The sequence below is a fragment of the Novosphingobium sp. CF614 genome, from assembly GCF_900113255.1.
In the GTDB taxonomy this organism is placed as follows: Bacteria; Pseudomonadota; Alphaproteobacteria; order Sphingomonadales; family Sphingomonadaceae; genus Novosphingobium.
In genome coordinates this window covers 1-20,574 of the sequence record NZ_FOOR01000003.1, presented here as the reverse complement: position 1 = coordinate 20,574, position 20,574 = coordinate 1, and the positions used below count along the sequence as shown (strand labels likewise).

Sequence of the window (20,574 nt, the reverse complement as noted above, 5' to 3'; positions counted from 1 at the left end):
CGCCGTCAAACTGTCTTGCAACAGACATTCCACCGTTACCATTCCGACTCTGAACTGCCCAAAAACTGACCGCAGGAGGTCAGAAAACTGGACCACATGCCCCCTTCGAAACGCCAATAAGGGGGCATCACGCATGCGATTCCAAGTCATTCGCAATTCCTGCATTCTCGGCACCTGCCTCGCCGCGATCGCCTTGGCCTCGCCGGCCACGGCCGATGAAGCGGGCGATGTTGCCGATGCCGCCGATGCCATCATCGTCACCGGAACGCGCACCACGTACAACAACGCCGCTGTCACCCCGGAGATGATCGCCGAGCAGCCGCCGATCGCCTCGGTGCTGGACTTCGTCGATATCCTGCCGGGCGTGCAGGTGCAGGAAGGCGATGCCTTCGGCTTCGACGACTGGTCGACCGCCGTATCCATTCGCGGTTTCCAGACCAACCTTGACCAGCAGCAGGTCGGCATCACCATCGACGGGCTGCCCAACGGCGGATCGAACTACGGCGGCGGATCGAAGGCCAACCGTTTCATCGACAGCATGAACTTGCGCACCGTCGAGGTTTCGCAGGGCACCGCGGACATCGGCTCGCTTTCCAACGAGGCGCTCGGCGGCACGCTCAACTTCGTGACGTCCGATCCGCTCGACGAGAGGCGCTTGCGTCTTTCGGCCTCGCTCGGTGACTATCAGGCCAGCCGCTATTACGGCCGGTTCGACACGGGCGCGGTCCTGGGCGGCGTGGCCAGGGCGTGGATTTCCTACTCGCACCAGGAAGCGACCGACTGGGTCGGCGCATCCGCGCAGAACCACCGCGACAACTTCGCGGGCAAGTTCATCATCGATACGCCCGTCAAGCTCACCGGCTATGCCAGCTATGACGACGCGCATGAGGACAACTACGATCAGGTCTACTCGGCGGCGCAATTCGCGGCCGATCCGCACACCGATGGCCTGACCGCAGGCTGGACCGGCGTGCCCTACCAGGACCAGGCCTACCGCCGCGCCTGGTCGACGCTGCGCAAGAACTTCCTGGGCTATCTCAAGGCGGACACCACGATCGCCGACGCGATCGACCTGCACGCCTCGGTCTATTATCACGACATGGCCGGGCGCGGCGACTGGGTGCCGCAATACGTCGTGGACGTCATCAGTGACGGCACCGGCAATCCGCAGAGCGAGCTTTCCGGCGGCCATGCCGACGGCGGGTCGCCGCTTGGCCGGATCTACTTCGTCGATGCCGACGGCGTTGCGCTCAGCCCGGCGGCGGGCTGCACCGGCACGCTGACCTTTCCCTATGGCGGCACCACCGATCCGCACTACGATCCCAGGTGCTATCCCGCCGGGGCGATCGGCGCGCAGTCCTATCGTCATACGCACTACCGCAAGGACCGTCTCGGCGGAGCCTTCGATGCCGCGTGGCGCGCGGACTTCGGCGCGGTGAAGAACACCCTGCGCGGCGGTCTCTGGTATGAGGACACGCATCGCCAGGAATGGCGCGACTGGCACAACGTGATCGACACCACGGTCGGCCCCGAATACGAATCGACGCCGTACTGGACCCAGTACAGCCGCAAGTATCCGCAGGACACCTTCAAGTGGTACGTGCAGGACACGGTCGAGTTCGGCCCCGTCACCGCCAACGTCGGCGCCAAGCAGTTCATCAACCACATCAAGCGCATTGACCTGTTCGGCGAGACGGACAACACGCGCCTCAAGTCGACCTCCAAGGTGCTGCTTTCGGGCGGTATCCAGGTCGAGCCGATCGACGGGCTCAACCTGTTCGGCGGCTATGCGGAAAACTTCAAGGCGCTCAGTGACGCCGTGCTCGAATTCAGCAACGCCGACCTCTCGCAGCTCAAGCCCGAGACCTCGGAGAACTGGGAAGCCGGCGTGCGCTATGCCAACGGCTGGTTCCGGGGCTCCGCCACGTGGTTCAAGGCGAAGTTCTCCAACCAGGTGATCTTCGTTTCCAGTTCGACGGGAGCGGGCCCCGACTACATCGGTGAAGGCGACGGCACGTTCTTCAACGCGGGCGGCATCGATTCCGAAGGCTTCGAACTGCTGGCCAACGTCAAGCCCATGACGGGGCTGAACCTCTACGGAGCCTTCACTTATACCGACGCGACGTATCGCGGCACCGGCAGCGCGGTGCTCGACGAGGAGCAGGGCATCACCCCGGGCAACGGCGTTACCGGCATTCCCAAGACCATGTGGGTGCTCTCGGCCAATTACCAGTACGGCCCGGTCCGCGTGGGAGTTACCGGCAAGTACACCGGCGATCGCTTCGTCAACGCCGGCAACAGCTGGGTCGCGGAAAACTACTTCCTCACCGATCTCAACGTGGGCGTGAAGGGCGAAGCGCTCAGCGACTGGCTCAAGACGGTCGATTTCTCGCTCACCGTCAACAACCTGACCGATGAAAGCTACCTTGGCGGCATCTCCGGCGGATATGCCTGGATCGGGGCGCCGCGCACGATGATCTTCACTGCCACCGCCGATTTCTGATCGGCGTTTCACCGAGATTCACGGGGGAGTGCCCGAAGGCGCGCCGGCGTCCAAAGCCGGTCCGCCTTCGGTTTCCCGAAACCGCAATGTCCGCATGACATAGGGCATTTTGAAGTCGGGCGGAAGCGCCCGGCGACTTCAAAATGCGGAAAGCAATGAACAAATGGAGCGGGATCCGCCTCTACCCGGGCGCATCCCGCTCCAGAATTCCGCGCCGAAGCCGACAGGAGCGCCAAGCCATGACACGCACTTTCCGTCACGCCGAAGTCTCGCGCCGCGCACTGCTTGCGGGCATGGCCGGGAGCGCGGCCTTCCTGGCGCTTCCATCCGCGCTGCTGGCGCGGTCCGCGCCCGCCAATCCGACCTTCCGCCACGGCGTGGCGAGCGGCGATCCCGATGCCACCAGCGTGGTCCTGTGGACCCGCGTGAGCGCCGGTGCCGCCGCCGAAGGCACCTGGGAACTGAGCGCCACGCCCGGCTTCGCGCAAGTGCTCAGGTTGGGTGCCTTCTCCACCGACGCGGGCCGCGACCATACGGTCAAGGTCCTGGCCGGCGACCTCGCGCCCGGCGGCACCTATTACTATCGTTTCCGCCTGGGCGGGGCCACGTCTGCCGTCGGCAGGGCGCGCACGCTGCCCCGGGGCAAGCTCGACCGGCTCGGCATCGCGCTGATGTCATGCTCGAACTATGCTTTCGGCCTGTTCAATGCCTATGACGCCATCGCCCGCGATGCCGACGTCGACTTCGTGCTGCATACCGGGGACTATATCTACGAATACGGCGGCAAGGACGGCTGGGGTGCCGATGTCGCGCGCACGATCGGCCGCACCCATGATCCGCTGCACGAAATCGTCTCGCTGGCCGACTATCGCGCGCGCCATGCCCAGTACAAGACCGATGCCGGTTCGCAGGCGATGCACGCCAACCATACCCTGCTTGCCTGCTGGGACGATCATGAGAGCGCCAACAATCCCTGGACCGGCGGTGCCCAGAACCACCAGCCGGCGACCGAAGGCGACTGGGCGGCCCGCCGTGCCGCCTCGATCCAGGCCTACTACGAATGGATGCCGGTGCGCGAACCCGCGTGGCTGCCGGCCAAGGGCCGCACCCGGATGCAGTTCTGGCGCGGATACAGCTTCGGCGACCTGGCGCTGCTGCACACGCTGGAGACCCGGCATAGCGCGCGGGCCAGGCAGATCGAATACCTGGATCATGCCGAGGGCATAACCGACCAGGCTTCCGCCGACCGGTTCCGCAAGGAAGTGCTCGGCGCTCCTGGCCGCCCGATCCTGTCCGCCGAACTGGAGGCGGACCTCGAGGCGGCGCTTTCGCGTTCGGTGAAGGATGGGCAGCCATGGCGGATCATCGGCTGTCCGATGGTGATCGCCCGGGTCGACGTGCCTGACGTCGCGAAGCTCGGCATCGTGCCCGATCCCTTCGCGAAGCTGGCGGCGGCGAAATCGAAGGACGAGCTTGCGAAGCTCGCCGCCGATCCGGCGGTGTCGCTGGCCTGGAGGGGCCGCTTCAACCTGCCCGACTACACCGACGCCTGGGGCGGCTATCCCTGGGCGCGCGAGCGGCTCTACGACTTGTCGCGCCGGGCCGGCGCCGGCGATCTCGTGTTCCTTTCGGGCGACAGCCACAGCTTCTGGGCGAACCGCCTGGCCGATGACGCGGGCCGCTCCGCCGGCATCGAATTCGGCACGGCGGGCATTTCCTCGCCGGGGGACTTCGTCGACAGCGGCTTCGGGGATGCCACCGTGCGCGCGCTCGACAAGGCCTATGCCGAGCACATTCCCGAGGTTGCCTGGACCGACGACAGGCACCAGGGCTATGTCCGCGTCGAATTCGGGCGGGAACAGGGAATGGCCACCTTCGTGGCCGTCGATACCGTGCTCTCGCCCGATTACCGCACCCTGGTGCTGCGCCGCGTGCCCTTCGCGCGCCGGAATGGAGGCGTGGAGATCGGCGCCTGAGGGCGCCATCGCGGGGGCGATCGGGCCGTTGTCTCGCCGTCCGTGGCCGAGCGTGGCGGCGAACGGTGATTTGTGGGGGTTATCTCGGGTCTTCTTCATGAACGTGTAACATGGCCGGCAAATACCCGTCGGCATGCATAGTTCCGCTTTCGGCTCCGCATCGGCCTTGCGCATGCCCGCCCGCCGGGCCCTCCCGCCGGAACGGATCACGGCCTGATGCCTTCTCCGCGTCCCTTGCGGGTGATCGTCCTGGCGGGGCAGTGTCGGAGCGTGGCGGATCCCTTCGCCGAACGCTTCGGCATGCGGCACAAATATCTGGTCCCGCTCCACGGCCGGCCGCTCGTCGCCCATCTCCTGCGGATGCTGGCCGCGCACGATCGGGTCGCGAGCCTCGTCATCTGCGTCGAACGCGAGGCTTTCGACGCGATCTATGATCTGATGGCGGGGATGCCGGGGCACCGCACCGTGCGCCTGCTGGAAGCGCGGGGCAATGTCACCGACAGCGTGCTGGCCGCCGCCGAGGGCTGGCAGGGGCCGCTCATCGTCACGACGGCGGACCATGCGCTGCTGCGGCCCGAAGCGATCGACGCGGTGGCGGATGCGCTGGAAGGCGCCGACGCGGCCGTCGCCGTGGCAAGACGCGAAGACGTGATCGCCGCGGACCCCGAAACGCGGCGGCGCTTCCATCAATTTCGCGATGACGCATACGCCGGCTGCCATCTCTACGGATTGAATCTCTACGGATTGACTGGCCCCCAGGCGCTGCGCGCGGCGGGCCTGTTCAGGGACGGTGGGCATTCCGCGCGGAACGCCGTGCGTGTCGTGCGGGCGTTCGGGGTGGTCAATCTGCTGCTCCTGCGTTTCCGGCTGGTTTCGCTGGCGACCGGGCTGGGGCGTATCTCGCGGCGCATCGGGCTGCGCATCGCGCCGGTGGTCCTGCCGGACGGAACGCAGGCGATCGCCGTCGACAATGACCGCGCTTACGCGGTGGCGGCCGGACTGATGGCTCCGGCCGAGGAACCGCGCTCGGAACCGTTGCCGCACGCGATCGGCACACCGCGCGTTCTTGCGCCCATCGTTCCGAAAGTCGCCCGAACCAGCGGATGATCGGCGGCCGATCGCGCCGCCAACCGGGTCTCGACCGATACCAAGTCCGTTGGAGCGCGACCCATCTTCTCCTTTCATCGTCGCAAGGCGGCGCCGAACGATCTTGCCAAGCCGGCCTCGACGCGTCACTATCATAACAAATGGTAGAATAGGAGAGGGCGATGGGCGCGTTTCCGCGGCATCCGAAATATCTTGGGCTCAATACGCCGCAGAGCGAGGAATACACGGTCGGCGACCTTGCGGTCGATGGCGTCATCCCGGCGGACGTGGAAGGCGTGTTCTTCCGCGCCGTGCCCAATCCCGCCTACCCGCCGTTCCTGGAGGACAGCGCGGCTTTCCTTTCCGCCGACGGCATGATCGGCGCGATCCGCTTTGCCGGCGGCAAGGCCAGCATCGATCTGCGCTGGGTGCAGACCGCGCGGCATAGGGCCGAGACGGCCGCCGGGCGGGCGCTTTTCGGCAAGTACCGCAATCCCTTCACCGACAGGCCGGAGGCACGCGGGGTGGATCGCACCGTGGCCAACACCACGCCCGTGTGGCATGCCGGGCGGCTGCTGATGTGCAAGGAAGACGGCCGGCCGTACCGTATCGATCCACGCACGCTGGAAACGCTGGGCAGCTTCGATTTCGACGGCGCGCTCAAGTCCGAGACGATGACCGCGCATGTGCGCGTCGATCCCGGGACCGGAGAGCTGTTCTTCTACGGCTACGAAGCGAGCGGCCTCGCCTCGAAGACGGTTGCGTACTGCGTGGTCGGCGCGGACGGCAAGCTGAAGTCCGAACAGTGGTTCGACGCGCCGTATTGCGCGATGATGCATGATTTCACGATCACCGAGCGCTACGCGCTGTTTCCGATCTATCCGACCACTTGCGAACTCGATCGGCTCGAGGCCGGCGGCGATCACTGGATCCATCACCAGGATATGGATTCCTGGCTCGGCATCATGCCGCGTTACGGCGATGTATCCGAACTGCGCTGGTTCAAGGGGCCGAAGGGCGTGTCATGCTATCACATGATGAACGCCTGGGAGGACGAACGCGGGCTGGTGCATTTCGACCAATGCCTGTCCGACAGCAATGCCTTCCCCTTCATTCGCCAGGCTTCGGGAATCGCGCTCCAGCAGTGGGAACTGAACGGACGGCTGGCGCGCTGGACGATCGATCCCAAGGGCACGGACGACACCGTTGTCGAAACCGTCATCGGCCCCCCCGGCGATTTCCCCGTGATCCCGGCGGCGCGGCAGGGGCGGCCCTACGATCACGCCTGGATGCTGACGATGAACCCCGATCGGCGCGGACCGCCGGTGTTCGGCGGACCGGTGGATGCCATGTTCGACCTGCTGCTGCGGCTCGACATGGCGGGTGGCCCGCCCCAGGCGCTCGCGCTCGATCCGGGCATGTGCTTCAACGAGCCGGTTCATGTGCCCGCGCGCGAGGCGGGGCATGAAGGCTGGCTCGTCACCGTCGTCGACCGGCAGACCGGGCCGGAGTCCTTCGAGCATGAATGCTGGATCGTCGATGCCGGCAAGATCGCGGCCGGACCCGTCGCCAGGGTCGGGATTCCCCGCCGCCTGCGCCCGCAGGTCCATGGCTGGTGGGTGAGTGCGCGGCAGTTGGAAGGCGCGGCGTGAGCCGGATCGTCATCACCGGGGCGTCGGGCCAGTACGGCCGTTCGCTGACGGACAAGCTCATCGCGCTTGGCCGCGCGGCGGACCTGATCCTCATCACCCGCGCCCCGGACAAGCTGGCCCACCGCGCGGCGCAGGGCTGCACGGTGCGCCACGGCGATTTCGACAGGCCCGAGACGCTGGAAACCGCGGTGCAGGGGGCGGAGCGGATGCTGCTGATTTCCGGCACCCGCGTCGGCGCGCGCGTCGTCCAGCACCAGGCGGCGATCGACGCCGCCGCGGCGGCCGGCATCCGGCATATCGCCTATACCAGCTTCATCGGCATCGACGATCCCGCCAATCCCGCCGAAGTGCGCCATGACCATATCGAGACCGAACGCCTGATCCGCGCTTCCGGGATGCCATGGACCATGCTGCGCGATGCGCACTATGCCGATGCCATGATCCTGATGGCCGGCCCCGGCGTCATGGCCTCGGGCCAATGGGTGAGCAATGCCGGCCACGGCCGCGAGGCGATGGTCTGGCGCGAGGACTGCGTCGATTGCGCGCTCGCCGTGCTCACCGGGGAAGGGCACGAAGGGCGGACTTACGATATCACCGGGCCGGACTTGCAGACTTTCGGCGAAGTCACCGCGATCATGGCGGATGTCACCGGCGTGCCGCTGGCCTACCTGCCGGTCGATGACGACGCGCAATATGCGATCTTCGACGCCATGGGCATTCCGCGCCGGCCGATCGACGACCAGCCGGTGAACGGCATCCCGTGGAACAGCGACGACATGGTGAGCTTCGGCCGCGCCATCCGCGAGGGGTTCCTCGCCATCCGCAGCGACCACGTCGAACACCTCACCGGCCGACCGGCGCGTAGCGTGCGGCGGATGATCGAGGAGAATGCGGCGATGCTGCGGGGGGCGGCGGCTCAAGCAGTTTGATGAGGGGCGCGCCATCCAGGCGGCCTCACGTCACCGCGTAATACCGCACGAAGTTCCCATCCGGTTTCCGTTCGCCCACGCCGATGAAGACGTGCCGCGTCATCCAGTCGTATTTGCCCTTGGGCGTTTCGAAGACGGGCTGGGCGCGCAGGTAGTAGTCCTCATGGGGGACCGGTTTCCCGCCTTCGAAGGCCCAGGCGCGCAGGCGCGCCATGGCGTCCGGCTTGCGGCCCCACAGATAGCCCCGGTTCTGCATGTAGATCACCGTCCCGTCATCCACTTCCAGCAGATAGCGGGCATCGAACACGGCGGTGTCGTCATCGCGGAAATGGGCATAGTCGCCGCCCGAATTGGGGATCGTGCGGCCCTTGAGGCAGGGGCCCTCGAACTGTCCGCCGTCGACCAGCACCGCCGAACGGAAGCCGCCGTTGTGCACGCCCGGCACGGTGAAGACGCGCGTGAATTGCAGCCGGCACTCGAAGGCGAATTCGAGGTGCGGGCGGTCCATCGTCGATAGGGTGGTGAATTCCATCGGGGCTTCCTTGTTGGAGCGGCCATGCTCCTCGATCTTGTATGAAACGGGGCCGAGGCCCCCGGAAAAAGTGTCGCAGCCGGCCGGCGCGCGCGTCGGTCATGCCAGGGCCGTTGGAGCGAGCCTCATTTTCTCCCTTCGTCGCCCGCGAGGCGGCCACGCTGAAACTGCCCTGGATTGCCGCACCGCTCTCGGCGGCTCGCAATTGACGGAGGGAAGGGGAACATGAGTTTCGATCAACGAGACTTGGTCTCAGTCCTTGAATCCTTCCCGCGCGCGGCTGTTGTCGCACACGATCGGCTTGCCGGTGACGGGATGGTCGTAGGGAAAGGGCACGATATCGGTCGCGGGCCAGAGGCGCGGCTGGGGCTGGAGAATGAAGTCGGGGCCGAGCGGATCCTCCGGATAGCACACCGAAGGCGCGGGGATGAAATCGATCGGCGTCTTTGCCCAGCCATCCGCGAAAGTGCCATGCCAGAACGGGAAATAGCCCAGGCGCGAGATCTTCCAGACGCCGTCCTCGCGGACATAGCGATTGTCGTAGATGCCGCCTTCCCACCAGGCGCGCTGCTGGCCCTCGGCGGTTTCGTGCAGGCCGGCCTGCATCATCGAACGGCCGCGAACGGTGGCGGTGGCGCGATCCGGTGCTACGTCGACCACCATCTGCAACTGCGGATGATCGAGCAGCCAGCCATAGCGCGGGCCGTTGTGATCTTGCGTGAAGGTCTTGCGGAAGCGCTCGATATAGAGGCGGCGCAGCCCTTGCCGGCCTTTGTAGACGCCGCCGAGAAACCAGACTTCGGCATCGTCCGAGAACAGGTCGACAGTCTCGTCGTACTGCGATTTGTCGATGAAATAGCCGTAGGTATACTGGATGCGGCGGATCTGGTGGATGTCCTGTTGGATGGCGAGCTCGTGTTCGAGCCGGGCGATCCGGGCTTCCAGGGATGCAATATCGCTCATCGCTGTGTTTTCCTCTCCGATCGATGTTTGGATTAGAGCTTTTGAAGTGAGGCTCATTTCCTCCCTTCGCCGGTCGCGAGGTGGCGAAGCCGCCGAAGCAATCCGGGGCGCCGCCAAACTACCCTAGGCTTGCCAGTTCGGCCGGCGTGTTTGGCCTGGCGCATCAGGACGCGCGCGCCCTGGATGCGACTGTGGCGCGCGAAAGGCCCATGCGGCTTCTCTCCCAGCTTGTTGTTCGCAAGATTGCACTTGCCTTGGGTGCAACTTTGTTTGTAACACTTACAAAAAGCAAGAGGCAAAAAGCAAAAGGGCAAATCGCCTGGCTTGAAATGGGGGAGTGAGATGACGCGAATCGCGACGACCCATGTCGGTTCGATGCCGCGCGGCGGGGAGCTGACTCCGCTGCTGCGCGCCCGCGATGCCGGCGAGCCGTTCGACGCGGCCGAATTCGACGCCAAGGTTTCCGCCGCGGTCGATCACGCGGTGGCCATGCAGGTGGAATGCGGGGTGGACATCGTCAGCGATGGAGAGATCGGCAAGATCGGCTATTCGACCTACATGATCGAGCGGCTGTCCGGCTTCGGCGGCCATGTCGACCGCAAGCCCGCCGCCGACCTTGCCGAACATCCCGACCTGGCGAAGAAGCTCTCGGCGATCATGGGCAGCCAGGACTTCGTGCGCGCCAGCTGCGTCGACAAAGTGCGCCTCGTCACGCTCGATCCGCTGTGGGAAGACATCAACCGCTTCAAGGCGGCGCTGGCCAAGGGCGCGAAGCCCGGGACGCAGGCGTTCATGAATGCCGCTTCGCCGGGTCTCATCACCGCGTTCCAGGTCAACAAGCACTATCCCAGCCATGAGGCCTATCTCGCCGACCTCGCCGATGCGATGCGCGAGGAATACGAAACGATCGTTGCCGAGGGCTTTCATCTCCAGCTCGATTGCCCGGACCTGGCCATGTCCCGGCACACCGGCTACCAGGATCTGACTGAGGAGGCGTTCCTGAAAGTCGCCGCGGCCAATGTCGAGGCGCTCAACGCGGCGACGGCCAACATCCCGGCCGAGAAGATGCGCATGCACGTCTGCTGGGGCAATTACGAGGGCCCGCACGATCACGATATCCCGCTTGAAAAAGTGATCGACATCGTGATCGGCGCCCGGCCGGCGACGGTGTTGTTCGAAGCCGCCAATCCCCGTCACGAGCACGAGTGGAAAGTCTGGAGGGACGCGAAACTGCCGGACTGGAAGGTGCTGGCGCCGGGCACGATCGATACCTGTTCGAACTATGTCGAACATCCCGAACTGATCGCCCAGCGCATCGAGCGCTTCGCGGGGATCGTCGGGGCCGACCGCGTCGTCGCTTCGACCGATTGCGGCTTCGGCACTTTCGCCGGCTACGGCAAGATCGATCCGGAAGTGACCTGGAAGAAGCTGCGCGCCCTCGCCGAGGGTGCACGGATCGCCTCGGGCAGGCTTTGAGGGCGCGCGTTGAAACTGGCCGGGTGCAAGGCCGACGCCGGTGGAGCGCAATCGGGAGGAACGCCAAGTGATCGAACGATTTTCGACCTGCCGTATCGAACCGTCGAAACGGCTCGACTTCTGGAATGAATTGATCGGTTCGACTTACGACGGCCTGGTGATGGATTCGCCGAACCCGTTCCTCAACGCCGAACTGCTGCGCTGGCGGCTGGGTGACAACACCCTGATCTGGCCGAAGTCCCCCGCCGCCTCGGTCGAACGCTTCAGCCAAGGGGTTCGCCGGACGAGCGAGCGCAAGGTCGTTGCCCATGTCGTTCATGCCGGTTCCGGCCGGCTGATAAGCCGGGGCCGTGAAGTGCCGGTCGCGGCCGGGGACCTGGTGGTCTGTGCCTCGGACGAATGGTATCGTTTCGACATGCCAGGCGCGCACGAGATGCTCGTCCTGGAATTCGCCCGCGGCGGTATCGAGGACCGTATCCCGATGCTCGACGACCGTATTGCCCACTGCGTGTCCGGGAAGCATTCGACAACCCGGCTGCTTCACCGGTTCGTGCTGTCGTTGTGGAACGAAGGACAACTCAACCTCGGGAGCCACGCCGAGCAGGCCTATGGCGCGATCGTCGAGGATATGTTCGCCGCCAGTCTCCTGGCCCCGGCCGGGGATGGAGGGCGCGCGAACGGTCTGTTCCAGCGGCTTCGGCATCTCATCGAACGGCGTTTCTCCGATCCTGAGGTCACGGCCGCGATGCTTGCCGAGGAACTGGGCGTTTCGATGCGGACCATGCAACTCGCGGCGGCGGCGGCCGGCACCACTCCGGTCGCGTGCCTGATCGACCGGCGGCTCGATCACGCGGCCCTCGAACTGCGCACCGATCCCCGGGCCTCGGTCACCCTGGTGGCCTTTCACAGCGGCTTTTCGGACAGCGCCTATTTCACCCGACGCTTTCACGAACGCTACGGGATGAGTCCGAGGCAATATCGGCGGATCAATTGAGGCGGGAGCGATGGCGGCGGCGTGAAGTGACGGAACTCGGCAACACCGTTTCGCTTGCGCGTCCGTCCATATGATCTTCGCGTTTGTCAAAGAAGACAGGGGAACAAAGGGCTAGCATCGACGGCAGACCAATCAAAACCAAAGGGAGGGAAATTGCCATGAAGAGTTCTATCAAGAACCGAACCCGGGTATCGAATTCGGCGCTGGCCTGCGCGAACATGTTTGCGATTCTAGCGCTTTCGGCGGCCCCTGCGCTGGCACAGGACGCGAAGACGTCCGGCGGTTCGGACGAGGCGTCCGACGCGAACACCACTCAGGAGATCATCGTCACCGCGCAGTTCCGCGAGCAGAAGCTGCAGGACACGCCGCTGGCGATCACCGCCGTCGATTCGGCGTTGCTCGAGGCGCGCGGGCAGACCGATATCGCCCAGATCGCGGGACAGGCGCCGAACGTGACGCTGCGGCCGCAGCAACAGTCGAACGGCATCGGCCTGATCGCCTTCATCCGCGGCATCGGCCAGACCGACTTCAATTATGCGCTCGAGCCCGGCGTGGGCATCTATGTCGACGACATCTACATCCCCACCCTGTCAAGCTCGCTGCTCGATCTGATGGACCTTGAGCGTATCGAAGTGCTGCGCGGGCCGCAGGGCACGCTGGCGGGCAAGAACTCGATCGGCGGGGCGATCAAGCTGTTCTCGAAACGGCCCGATGGTTCCGGGCGGGGTTCCTTCGCGGTGACTTATGGCTCGTTCAACCGCATCGATGCGCGCGGTGTGGCGGACCTCAAGATCGCCGACAACCTTTTCGCGCGCATTTCCGGGGCGACCAAGAACCAGGACGGCTATGTCACCCTGCTCGATTATGGCGTGACCCATCCCAGTTCGAACGTCCTGGCGAATACCAGTATCGGCGATGGCGGCCGGGCCGGGACGCTGGGCGGCAAGTCCTACGCCGCGGGCAAGCTGGCGCTGCGCTGGCTGCCCACACCGGATATCGAGGTGAACCTTTCGGGCGACTACACGCATGAGCGCAACGATGCGGGCGCGCAAGTCCTGCTCTATGCCAGCAATGCCGCGACGACGCCCGACGGCATCCCGTTCCTGGCCGGCAAGAACGGCGCCGCGGTTCCCTACGACTGCGCCTTCGTGCCCTATGGCGCGAACAGCTGCGACACGACCCCGGCGGGCTATGATCCGCGCTTCATCAACTACGGCAACTTCCTCGACGCGCGCACGCCGACCAGCCAGGCGCCGTACAAGCCGTTTTCCGCCCCCAACCGCCAGGTGTTCGATGGCTGGGGCGTGATGGGCAACGTGACCGCGCAGATCGCCGACAAGACCGAACTCGTCTGGATATCGTCCTATCGCAAGTACCATTCGGCCTGGGGCGAGGAGCAGGATGGCTCGCCCGTGCCGATCTCCACGCTCTATCAGACGCTGCGGCATCATGCGTGGAGCCAGGAACTGCGGCTCAATGGATCGCTCGGCAAGGGCCTGTTCGACTATACCCTGGGCGGATTCTATTTCGATCAGAACGGCTCGCTCAACGCGCGCGTCGATCTGAACTACGCGGGCATCGACTTCATCCACGGGCCGGATACCACGCCCTCGACCTCGAAGGCGCTGTTCTTCAACGGCACGCTTCATCCGACCGACGCCTGGAGCATCAACGGCGGCATCCGTCAGTCGTGGGACAAGAAGACCTACACCTACTTCCGGTCCAATCCGGACGGAACAGTGCCGGGGCCATTGCCCTGCGAATTCTTCCTCGGTGCGCCGACCGCCGGGCCGACGGGTATCGGCAATTCCCCGAACTGCCTGCTTGTCGGCCTTTACGGCGTCGAGGGCCGGTTCAAGGGCAAGCGGACCGACTGGCGGATCGAGACCGACTATCGTTTCAGCCCCGAATTCTTCGTCTATGGCTCGATCGCGACCGGCTACAAGGGTGGCGGCGTCAATCCGCGCCCCTTCTTCGGCCCGTCGGCGGGTGAATGTTCGGATCTGCCGGCAGGCGTGATCGCGCCGTGCAACCAGATCAAGTCGTTCAAGCCCGAAACGCTCACCACTTACGAGATGGGCTTCAAGTCCGACTTGTTCGGTCGCGGCCTGCGCGTGAACGGCGCGGTGTTCTTCAACAAGTACGACAACATCATCCTGACGCTGACCCAGTGCCCGGGCGCGCCGTGCCTCCAACCGGCGAATGTCGGCAAGGCCGATGTGTGGGGTTTCGAACTTGAAACCACCGCGCATCCGGTTGACGGACTCTCCCTCGACGGCTCGCTGAGCTATCTCCACTTCCGGTACAAGGACACCGGCACCTCGGGCGTGCCGCTGACCGATGTCACGCCGTACACGCCCGAGTGGAACTACAGCTTCGGCATCCAGTACGACTGGGAGATGAAGGCGGGCACGATCGGCGCACGCTTCGACGGGTCCTACCAGTCGACGATGTACACCGATGCGTTCAATGGCCCGACCAACAGGATCGACGGACGATTCCTGGGCAATGCGCGCCTGTCGTACACCACCAGCGACAAGGACTGGATGATCTCGCTGGAAGTCCAGAACCTGTTCGACAAGTACTACTACCAGACGGTGGAGGACGCCGCCGCTGCCTTTGGCACGATCACCGCCTCGCCGGGCATGCCGCGCACCTGGGCGGTGACGGTCAAGCGCGAGTTCTGACGAGCCGGCCCTGTCGGATCCCCGTGCGCGACCGCACGGGGCCGTTTCCTTCCGTCTGAGGAGATATCGAATGACACCCCCCTTTGTCAGGCCCGATGTTCGCGCGTTCCTGGATGCCGGGCAGGCATCCGGCGCGCCGCCCCTGAACGAGCTGCCGGTTGAACTCGCCCGTGCGGGCATCCGGCAATTGGGAACCGCGGCGGACGCCGATCCGCGGCCCCTGCCGCTCGTCCGCGACCTGGCATGCCCCGGTCCGGGCGGCGCGATCGCCCTGCGGCTCTACGATTCCCGGCTCGAACGGGACGAGGGCCCCGCGATCCTCTATTTCCATGGCGGCGGCTTCGTTTTCGGCGATCTCGATTCGCACGATTCGTTCTGCCGCCATCTGGCCGCGGAACTCGATCTTCCCGTGCTGGCCGTCGATTACAGGCTCGCGCCCGAGCATCCGTTTCCGGCGTTCGTCGATGATGCCGAAGCCGCGGCGCGCTGGCTGGCATCGTCCCCGCCGGAAATCGGCCGGGCCGTCAGCGGCATCGCCACCTGCGGGGACAGCGCGGGCGGCCACCTGGCGATCGCGGTGGCCCAGCAGCTGGCCGAAGTCCCGGCGGCGGTTCCCGTGATCGCCCAGCTGGTGGTCTATCCTTACCTGGGCGGTGGCACCGACTGGGAATCGGTGCGCCGCTTCGGTGAGGGCTTCATGGTCACGCGGGCGGTGATGGACTGGTTCGACGGTCTTTGCGGAAATCCGGGCGACGATCCGCGCTACTGCCTGCTGCGCCGCACCCCGCCGGCGACGCCGCTGCTGGTCCAGACGGCCAGCCTCGATCCGCTGCGCGACCAGGGCGCCGCTTATGCCGATGCCGCGCGCGAGGCAGGGGCCAGGGTGATCCACATCGAAGCGGAAGGCATGATCCACGGCTTCGTCAATCTGCGCAAGGCGCTGCCCTCGGCCCAAGCAGACGTCGACGCCTTCATAAGCGCCGCGCGCGCGATGCTGAAGGCTGATGTGGATCGGCCTTGACCCGCACGGGCATAGTTGTATGTATTACATACAAAATAATCAGACGGGAGAGGCGCGGACATGGCGGAAATCACGCTCTACCATTGGGAGCCCAACGCCAATTCGGGCAAGCCGATGCTGGCGCTGATGGAAAAGGGCGTGCCCTTCACCAGCCACTACATAGACATGCTGCAATTCGATCAGCACAAGCCGGAATACCTTGCGATCAACCGGCAGGGCACGATTCCGGCGATGACTCACGGGGATCGCGTGCTCGTCGAATCGACCGCGATCATGGAGTATCTCGACGAGGCGTTCGCCGGCCCGGCGCTGATGCCCGCGGGCGCGCGTGACCGCTGGCGCATCCGCTGGTGGATGAAGTTCATGGACCAATGGCTGGCCCCCAGCTTCTCGATGTTCGGATGGAAGTTCTTCGTCGGCCCGAATGCCATCGCCGCGCACGGCAAGGACGCGCTTGAGGCGGCGATCGGCCGCATCCCGCTACCCGAACGTCAGGTCGCCTGGCGCAAGGCGGTCTATGGCCTGTTCGGTGAAGAGGAGATGGCGGAATCGGCGCGACGTATCGACGTCGGCATCCGGATGCTGGAGGCGGAGCTGGGCAAACGCGAATGGTTGGCCAGCGACCAGTACAGCCTTGCCGACATCAACGGCTTCAACCTGGCCTACGCGATGCCGCTGTCGCAGCCGCACCTCGCCAATGACGACCTGACGCCCAACATCATGCGCTGGCTGCGCGCGATCTATCGCCGCCCCGCCACGCGCGAATGCTGGAAGCTTGGGCGGACACCGATGGCTGCGCGCGTCGATATTCTCGAGCAGGACTATATCGGACAGGGAGCGGGGGCATGAGTGGGGACATGATCCTCTACCATGGGGAACCCAACGGTCCCTCGCTGGCCGTGCTGGCGGTACTCGCCGAAACCGGTCTCGACATCGAATGCCGCTGGATGGACCTTGCCGGCGGGGAGCGGCACCGGCTTTCCGGGATCGGCGAGCCGCTGGCACGCGACATGGGCGTCGAGGGCGAGGGGCCGGTCCTGGTGATCGACGGCGAGGCGATGACGGAAAGCGTGTTCATCGCCCAGTTCCTTGACGAGAGCGGCAATGGCGCGCTCCAGCCGCAGGACGCATATGGTCATTGGCAGATGCTGATGTGGTGCCGCCGCATCACCGAACGCTGCGCGCCGGCGGCGGCCTTTCTCGGCTGCCGGGCGCACGCGCATGCGGGCCTGGCGGCGATGGAGGATGCCGCCTTCGCCGACCTGCGCGGCGCGATCGTGAGCGAGGATCTCGCCTCGCGCTGGTCGGCGGTCCGGTCAGGGGATTTTCCCGAGGCGCAAGTCGCGGACAGCAAGGCCAAGGTGGCCGCCGCGGTCGGGCTCGTCGAGGAACAGCTCGAGGATGGGCGCGCATGGTTGATGGGGCCGCTGACCATCGCCGATTTCGAAACCTATTGCTGGCTGGCGGGCATGGTCGAACTGGTGCCCGATGCTTTCGCCGGAAAGGCGCGTGCTGCCGGATGGATGGCGCGGATGCGTGCGCGGCCATCGGTGCGGGGCGCTCTGGCGCGTGCGCGGCGTGCGGACCCCGAGCACGCCTGGGCGCCCGGACCCGAGATCAACCGCTGGGGGTGAGGCTCGCGGAAACCGAGGCACCTGAACGGAACCCGTCGTCGGCGGGCGGAGAGAGGATCGAGAACATGACGTTGAAGCCGGCGCTGGCCCTGTCGCTCCTGACGCTGACGGCCGGATGCAGTGAAAAGTCCTCGTCGGAGCTTCCCGGTGCGGTCAACGCCGTGCGGATCGTCGCGGCCGATCCGGGCGAATGGCTGTCCTATGGCCGCACTTATGACGAACAGCGCTTCAGTCCGCTCGACGCGATCAACCAGGACAATGTCTCGCGGTTGGGCCTGGCATGGTATGCCGATCTGGATACCGCGCGCGGCCAGGAAGCGACGCCGCTGGTGATCGACGGCAAGATCTATGTCACGACAGCCTGGTCGAAGGCCAAGGCCTATGAGGCCGTCTCTGGCAAGTTGCTGTGGGAATTCGATCCCAAGGTGCCTGGTGAGACCGCCGTCAAGGCATGTTGCGACGTCGTCAACCGCGGCATGGCGGCTTGGGGCGACAAGCTGTTTTTCGGCACGCTCGACGGCCGTCTGGTCGCGCTCGATCGAGCCAGCGGCAAGCCGGCATGGACAAAAGTCACCGTCGATCAATCCCGCCCCTATACGATCACTGGCGCGCCGCGCGCGATCAACGGCATGGTGATTATCGGCAATGGCGGAGCGGAAATGGGCGTGCGCGGCTATGTTACCGCCTATGATGCCGACAGCGGCCGGGAACTCTGGCGGTTCTACACCGTACCCGACAAGCCGGGCCGCAACGATGAGGAATATCTTCGCAAGGCCGAAGCGACCTGGAAAGGCGAATGGTGGAAGCTGGGCGGCGGCGGCACGGTGTGGGACGCGATGGCTTACGACCCGGAGTTGGACCTGCTATACATCGGCGTCGGCAACGGCTCGCCATGGAACCAGGCCATTCGATCGCCGGGCGGCGGCGACAATCTCTATCTCTCCTCGATCGTCGCGATCAGGGCGAGGACTGGCGAATATGTCTGGCACTTCCAGGAAACACCCGGTGAAACCTGGGATTTCACCGCCGCGCAGCATATCATCCTGGCCGATCTCCAAATCGGCGGCGCCAAGCGAAAGGTTCTGATGCAGGCGCCGAAGAACGGCTTCTTCTATGTCTTGGACCGGACCACCGGCCAGTTCATCTCGGGCCGCAACTTTGTGCCGGTGAACTGGGCCAGCGGGCTTGATCCCAGAACCGGGCGACCGATTGAAAACCCCGATGCGCGCTATGACCGCACCGGCAAGCCCTTCATCGGCTCGCCGGGAGCGGGCGGTGCACACAACTGGCAGCCAATGGCCTGGGATGCAAAGCAGAAGCTGGTGTTCATCCCCGCCAATCTTGCCGCCTATCCCTATTTTCCGGAGAAGGATTGGAAGCCGGCGGCGCAGGGCTTCAACACCGGCGGCAACATGGCCGCCGGCGCCATGCCCGCGATCAAGGCCGCGCGCGACGCGGCCAGGGCGGCGACGACAGGCGCGCTCATCGCCTGGGATCCGGTGGCGCAGAAGGAACGTTGGCGGGTAAGCTATCCCGGCCCATGGAATGGCGGCCTGCTCGCCACGGCGGGGAATCTGCTGTTCCAGGGCACAGCATCGGGTATGTTCAACGCCTATTCCACGCACGATGGCAGGCAGCTTTGGTCGTTCCCGGCGCAGACCGGCGTGATGGCGGCGCCGGTCACGTTCAGCATCGGCAAGGAGCAGTATGTTGCCGTCATGGCTGGCTGGGGCGGTATCTGGTCGCTGGCGACTGGCGTGCTGGCACAGAAGTCCGGTCCGGTGCGCAACATCAGCCGGCTGCTGGTATTCAAGTTGGGCGGCGAGGCGAAATTGCCCGATCCGCCCCCGTTCAACGCCGTCCCGCTCGATCCCCCGTCCTTGACCGCGAAACCCGAAGTGGTCGAGCGCGGGAGCTATCTCTATGGACGTTATTGCGGAGTTTGCCACGGCGATGCGGCCGTAGGTGGTGGTGTTCTACCCGATCTCAGGCGAAGCGCCGTTCTGGCCGATGGCGGTGCGTGGCAAATGATCGTCCATGATGGCATGCTGAAGGAAAACGGCATGGTCGCGTGGTCGAAGGTCATGTCGGCCGGAGAAATCGAGACGATCCGTCACTACGTGATAAAGCGCGCCAACGAGGACAAGGCCCTGGGCGACAAGTAGGCAGGAAGCGCGCGCCACGGCGCGACCGGCACCTTGCATGGGCTTGAGCGCTTCGAAGGCCCAGCCGTTGCGGCAAGGCCATGGCGGCGCGCCGATCACAGGTAGAGCTTGGTGTTGACCGGAATGCCATGCTCGCGGCAGTGGTTTTCGTAGTGTTCCATGAACCACCAGACATCGGCGGTCATGACGAACTTGGCCTCGGCGTCGTAGAACTCGATCGGTCCCTGCATCCAGCCGAACAGTTTCACGCCCTGGGGGTGTTCGGTGACGAGCGTGTGGCTTTCGCCTGGAACTTCCAGGATGAGCCCGCCCGGTGTCGCCACCCAGTCGTACTCGAGGTAGCGCACCGAACCTTCAAGGCAGACCATGGTAATCATGCCGCGATGCAGGTGCGTGCCGATCGCACCCGGACCACGGACCCACAGGATATTCGAAAACAGGTTCTGCCGCACGTCGAAGGCGAGGTGCTTGATCGCGGCATTATCGCCGAAAGGCACCCAGGGGCTGTCGATGTCGGTCTGCGCATCGATATAGCGGCCGCCAGGGCTGTACTTCTGCACCAGCGCGCGCTGGGCGAAGGGAACCTCGACGATCTCGGCGAGATTGGACGGGGGCGCGGTCATCGTGGTCATGGCAGTTCTCCCTTGCTTCAGACGGTAACGATTGCGGCACGGCGCGCCGGCGCGCGCGGAGCGGTTCCACGCGGGCCCAGCGCCAGGACCGCGCGGATATCCATGCACAGGCCGAGCGACGTGGCGCCCTTGCTGACAATCCCCTGTGGCATGGTGCCCCTGCCGCATGGTGGTTGAACTCTCCGGTTGTGCCCGGCAGTTGTGAGTATGGCCGGATGCTTGTGAGATGGCAGGAGAGCCTTTTCGGTTTGCATCGGCAAGTGATTTTTGTATGCATTGCCTACAAACAGCGCCTAAGCGCGAAATGGCGGATGCAGGCCGGGG

General features: G+C 65.2%; 17 protein-coding genes. 13 read left to right on the top strand and 4 right to left on the bottom strand.

The window, feature by feature from the left end:
- Positions 1 to 133: 133 nt before the first annotated feature.
- From BM052_RS05030 to BM052_RS05010, 5 genes are all read left to right on the top strand, one after another.
- Positions 134 to 2,503, top strand: a complete 2,370-nt coding sequence (locus BM052_RS05030) for a TonB-dependent receptor domain-containing protein (protein ID WP_091144019.1) — start codon at positions 134 to 136, stop codon at positions 2,501 to 2,503.
- A 239-nt stretch (positions 2,504 to 2,742) separates the two neighbouring features.
- On the top strand, positions 2,743 to 4,479 hold the full coding sequence (locus tag BM052_RS05025) for an alkaline phosphatase D family protein (protein ID WP_091144017.1): 1,737 nt from the start codon (positions 2,743 to 2,745) through the stop codon (positions 4,477 to 4,479).
- Between the two features lie 216 nt (positions 4,480 to 4,695).
- Positions 4,696 to 5,586 (top strand): NTP transferase domain-containing protein, encoded by an 891-nt coding sequence (locus BM052_RS05020; RefSeq protein ID WP_091144014.1) that lies wholly within the window; start codon positions 4,696 to 4,698, stop codon positions 5,584 to 5,586.
- A 161-nt stretch (positions 5,587 to 5,747) separates the two neighbouring features.
- Entirely contained in the window at positions 5,748 to 7,217 is a 1,470-nt protein-coding gene (locus BM052_RS05015) for a carotenoid oxygenase family protein (RefSeq protein ID WP_091144012.1), read from the top strand.
- The gene (locus BM052_RS05010; RefSeq protein ID WP_091144009.1) at positions 7,214 to 8,146 is read left to right on the top strand and encodes an NAD(P)H-binding protein; all 933 of its coding nucleotides are present in this window, start codon (positions 7,214 to 7,216) and stop codon (positions 8,144 to 8,146) included. The genes BM052_RS05015 and BM052_RS05010 overlap by 4 nt, the downstream gene beginning before the upstream one ends.
- 25 nt (positions 8,147 to 8,171) lie before the next feature.
- Here the strand turns inward: BM052_RS05010 and BM052_RS05005 are convergent, their stop codons facing one another.
- Positions 8,172 to 8,678, bottom strand: a complete 507-nt coding sequence (locus tag BM052_RS05005; protein WP_091144008.1) for a DUF3237 domain-containing protein — start codon at positions 8,676 to 8,678, stop codon at positions 8,172 to 8,174.
- Positions 8,679 to 8,930: 252 nt separating this feature from the next.
- Complete coding sequence (locus BM052_RS05000; protein WP_091144005.1) at positions 8,931 to 9,641, bottom strand: nuclear transport factor 2 family protein; 711 nt, start codon at positions 9,639 to 9,641, stop codon at positions 8,931 to 8,933.
- 209 nt (positions 9,642 to 9,850) lie between these two features.
- Between BM052_RS05000 and BM052_RS20215 the strand changes: the two genes are divergently transcribed.
- The 8 genes from BM052_RS20215 (at position 9,851) to BM052_RS04965 (ending at position 19,618) form a co-directional block, all read left to right on the top strand.
- Positions 9,851 to 9,982 (top strand): hypothetical protein, encoded by a 132-nt coding sequence (locus BM052_RS20215; RefSeq protein WP_255405975.1) that lies wholly within the window; start codon positions 9,851 to 9,853, stop codon positions 9,980 to 9,982.
- 1 nt (position 9,983) lies between these two features.
- Positions 9,984 to 11,117: a cobalamin-independent methionine synthase II family protein gene (locus BM052_RS04995; RefSeq protein ID WP_091144004.1), complete on the top strand. Its 1,134-nt coding sequence runs from the start codon at positions 9,984 to 9,986 to the stop codon at positions 11,115 to 11,117.
- 67 nt (positions 11,118 to 11,184) lie between these two features.
- Complete coding sequence (locus tag BM052_RS04990; protein WP_143084742.1) at positions 11,185 to 12,111, top strand: helix-turn-helix domain-containing protein; 927 nt, start codon at positions 11,185 to 11,187, stop codon at positions 12,109 to 12,111.
- Between the two features lie 158 nt (positions 12,112 to 12,269).
- A complete protein-coding gene (locus BM052_RS04985; RefSeq protein WP_255405974.1) occupies positions 12,270 to 14,798 on the top strand; it encodes a TonB-dependent receptor in 2,529 nt (842 codons plus the stop codon).
- A gap of 70 nt (positions 14,799 to 14,868) precedes the next feature.
- Positions 14,869 to 15,819, top strand: coding sequence for an alpha/beta hydrolase (locus BM052_RS04980; RefSeq protein ID WP_091143998.1), 951 nt, complete (start codon positions 14,869 to 14,871; stop codon positions 15,817 to 15,819).
- 60 nt (positions 15,820 to 15,879) lie between these two features.
- Positions 15,880 to 16,668, top strand: coding sequence for a glutathione S-transferase family protein (locus tag BM052_RS04975; RefSeq protein WP_091143995.1), 789 nt, complete (start codon positions 15,880 to 15,882; stop codon positions 16,666 to 16,668).
- The gene (locus BM052_RS04970; RefSeq protein WP_091143994.1) at positions 16,665 to 17,453 is read left to right on the top strand and encodes a glutathione S-transferase family protein; all 789 of its coding nucleotides are present in this window, start codon (positions 16,665 to 16,667) and stop codon (positions 17,451 to 17,453) included. Before BM052_RS04975 ends, BM052_RS04970 begins: the two co-directional genes overlap by 4 nt.
- 65 nt (positions 17,454 to 17,518) lie before the next feature.
- Positions 17,519 to 19,618: a PQQ-dependent dehydrogenase, methanol/ethanol family gene (locus BM052_RS04965; protein WP_091143991.1), complete on the top strand. Its 2,100-nt coding sequence runs from the start codon at positions 17,519 to 17,521 to the stop codon at positions 19,616 to 19,618.
- A gap of 95 nt (positions 19,619 to 19,713) precedes the next feature.
- Here the strand turns inward: BM052_RS04965 and BM052_RS04960 are convergent, their stop codons facing one another.
- Together BM052_RS04960 and BM052_RS20210 are read right to left on the bottom strand one after the other, a co-directional pair.
- Complete coding sequence (locus tag BM052_RS04960; protein ID WP_091143989.1) at positions 19,714 to 20,250, bottom strand: 2,4'-dihydroxyacetophenone dioxygenase family protein; 537 nt, start codon at positions 20,248 to 20,250, stop codon at positions 19,714 to 19,716.
- A gap of 17 nt (positions 20,251 to 20,267) precedes the next feature.
- Positions 20,268 to 20,402 carry a hypothetical protein gene (locus BM052_RS20210; protein ID WP_255405973.1) on the bottom strand — a complete coding sequence of 45 codons (135 nt, stop codon included), beginning with the start codon at positions 20,400 to 20,402 and terminating at the stop codon, positions 20,268 to 20,270.
- Between the last annotated feature and the right edge of the window lie 172 nt (positions 20,403 to 20,574).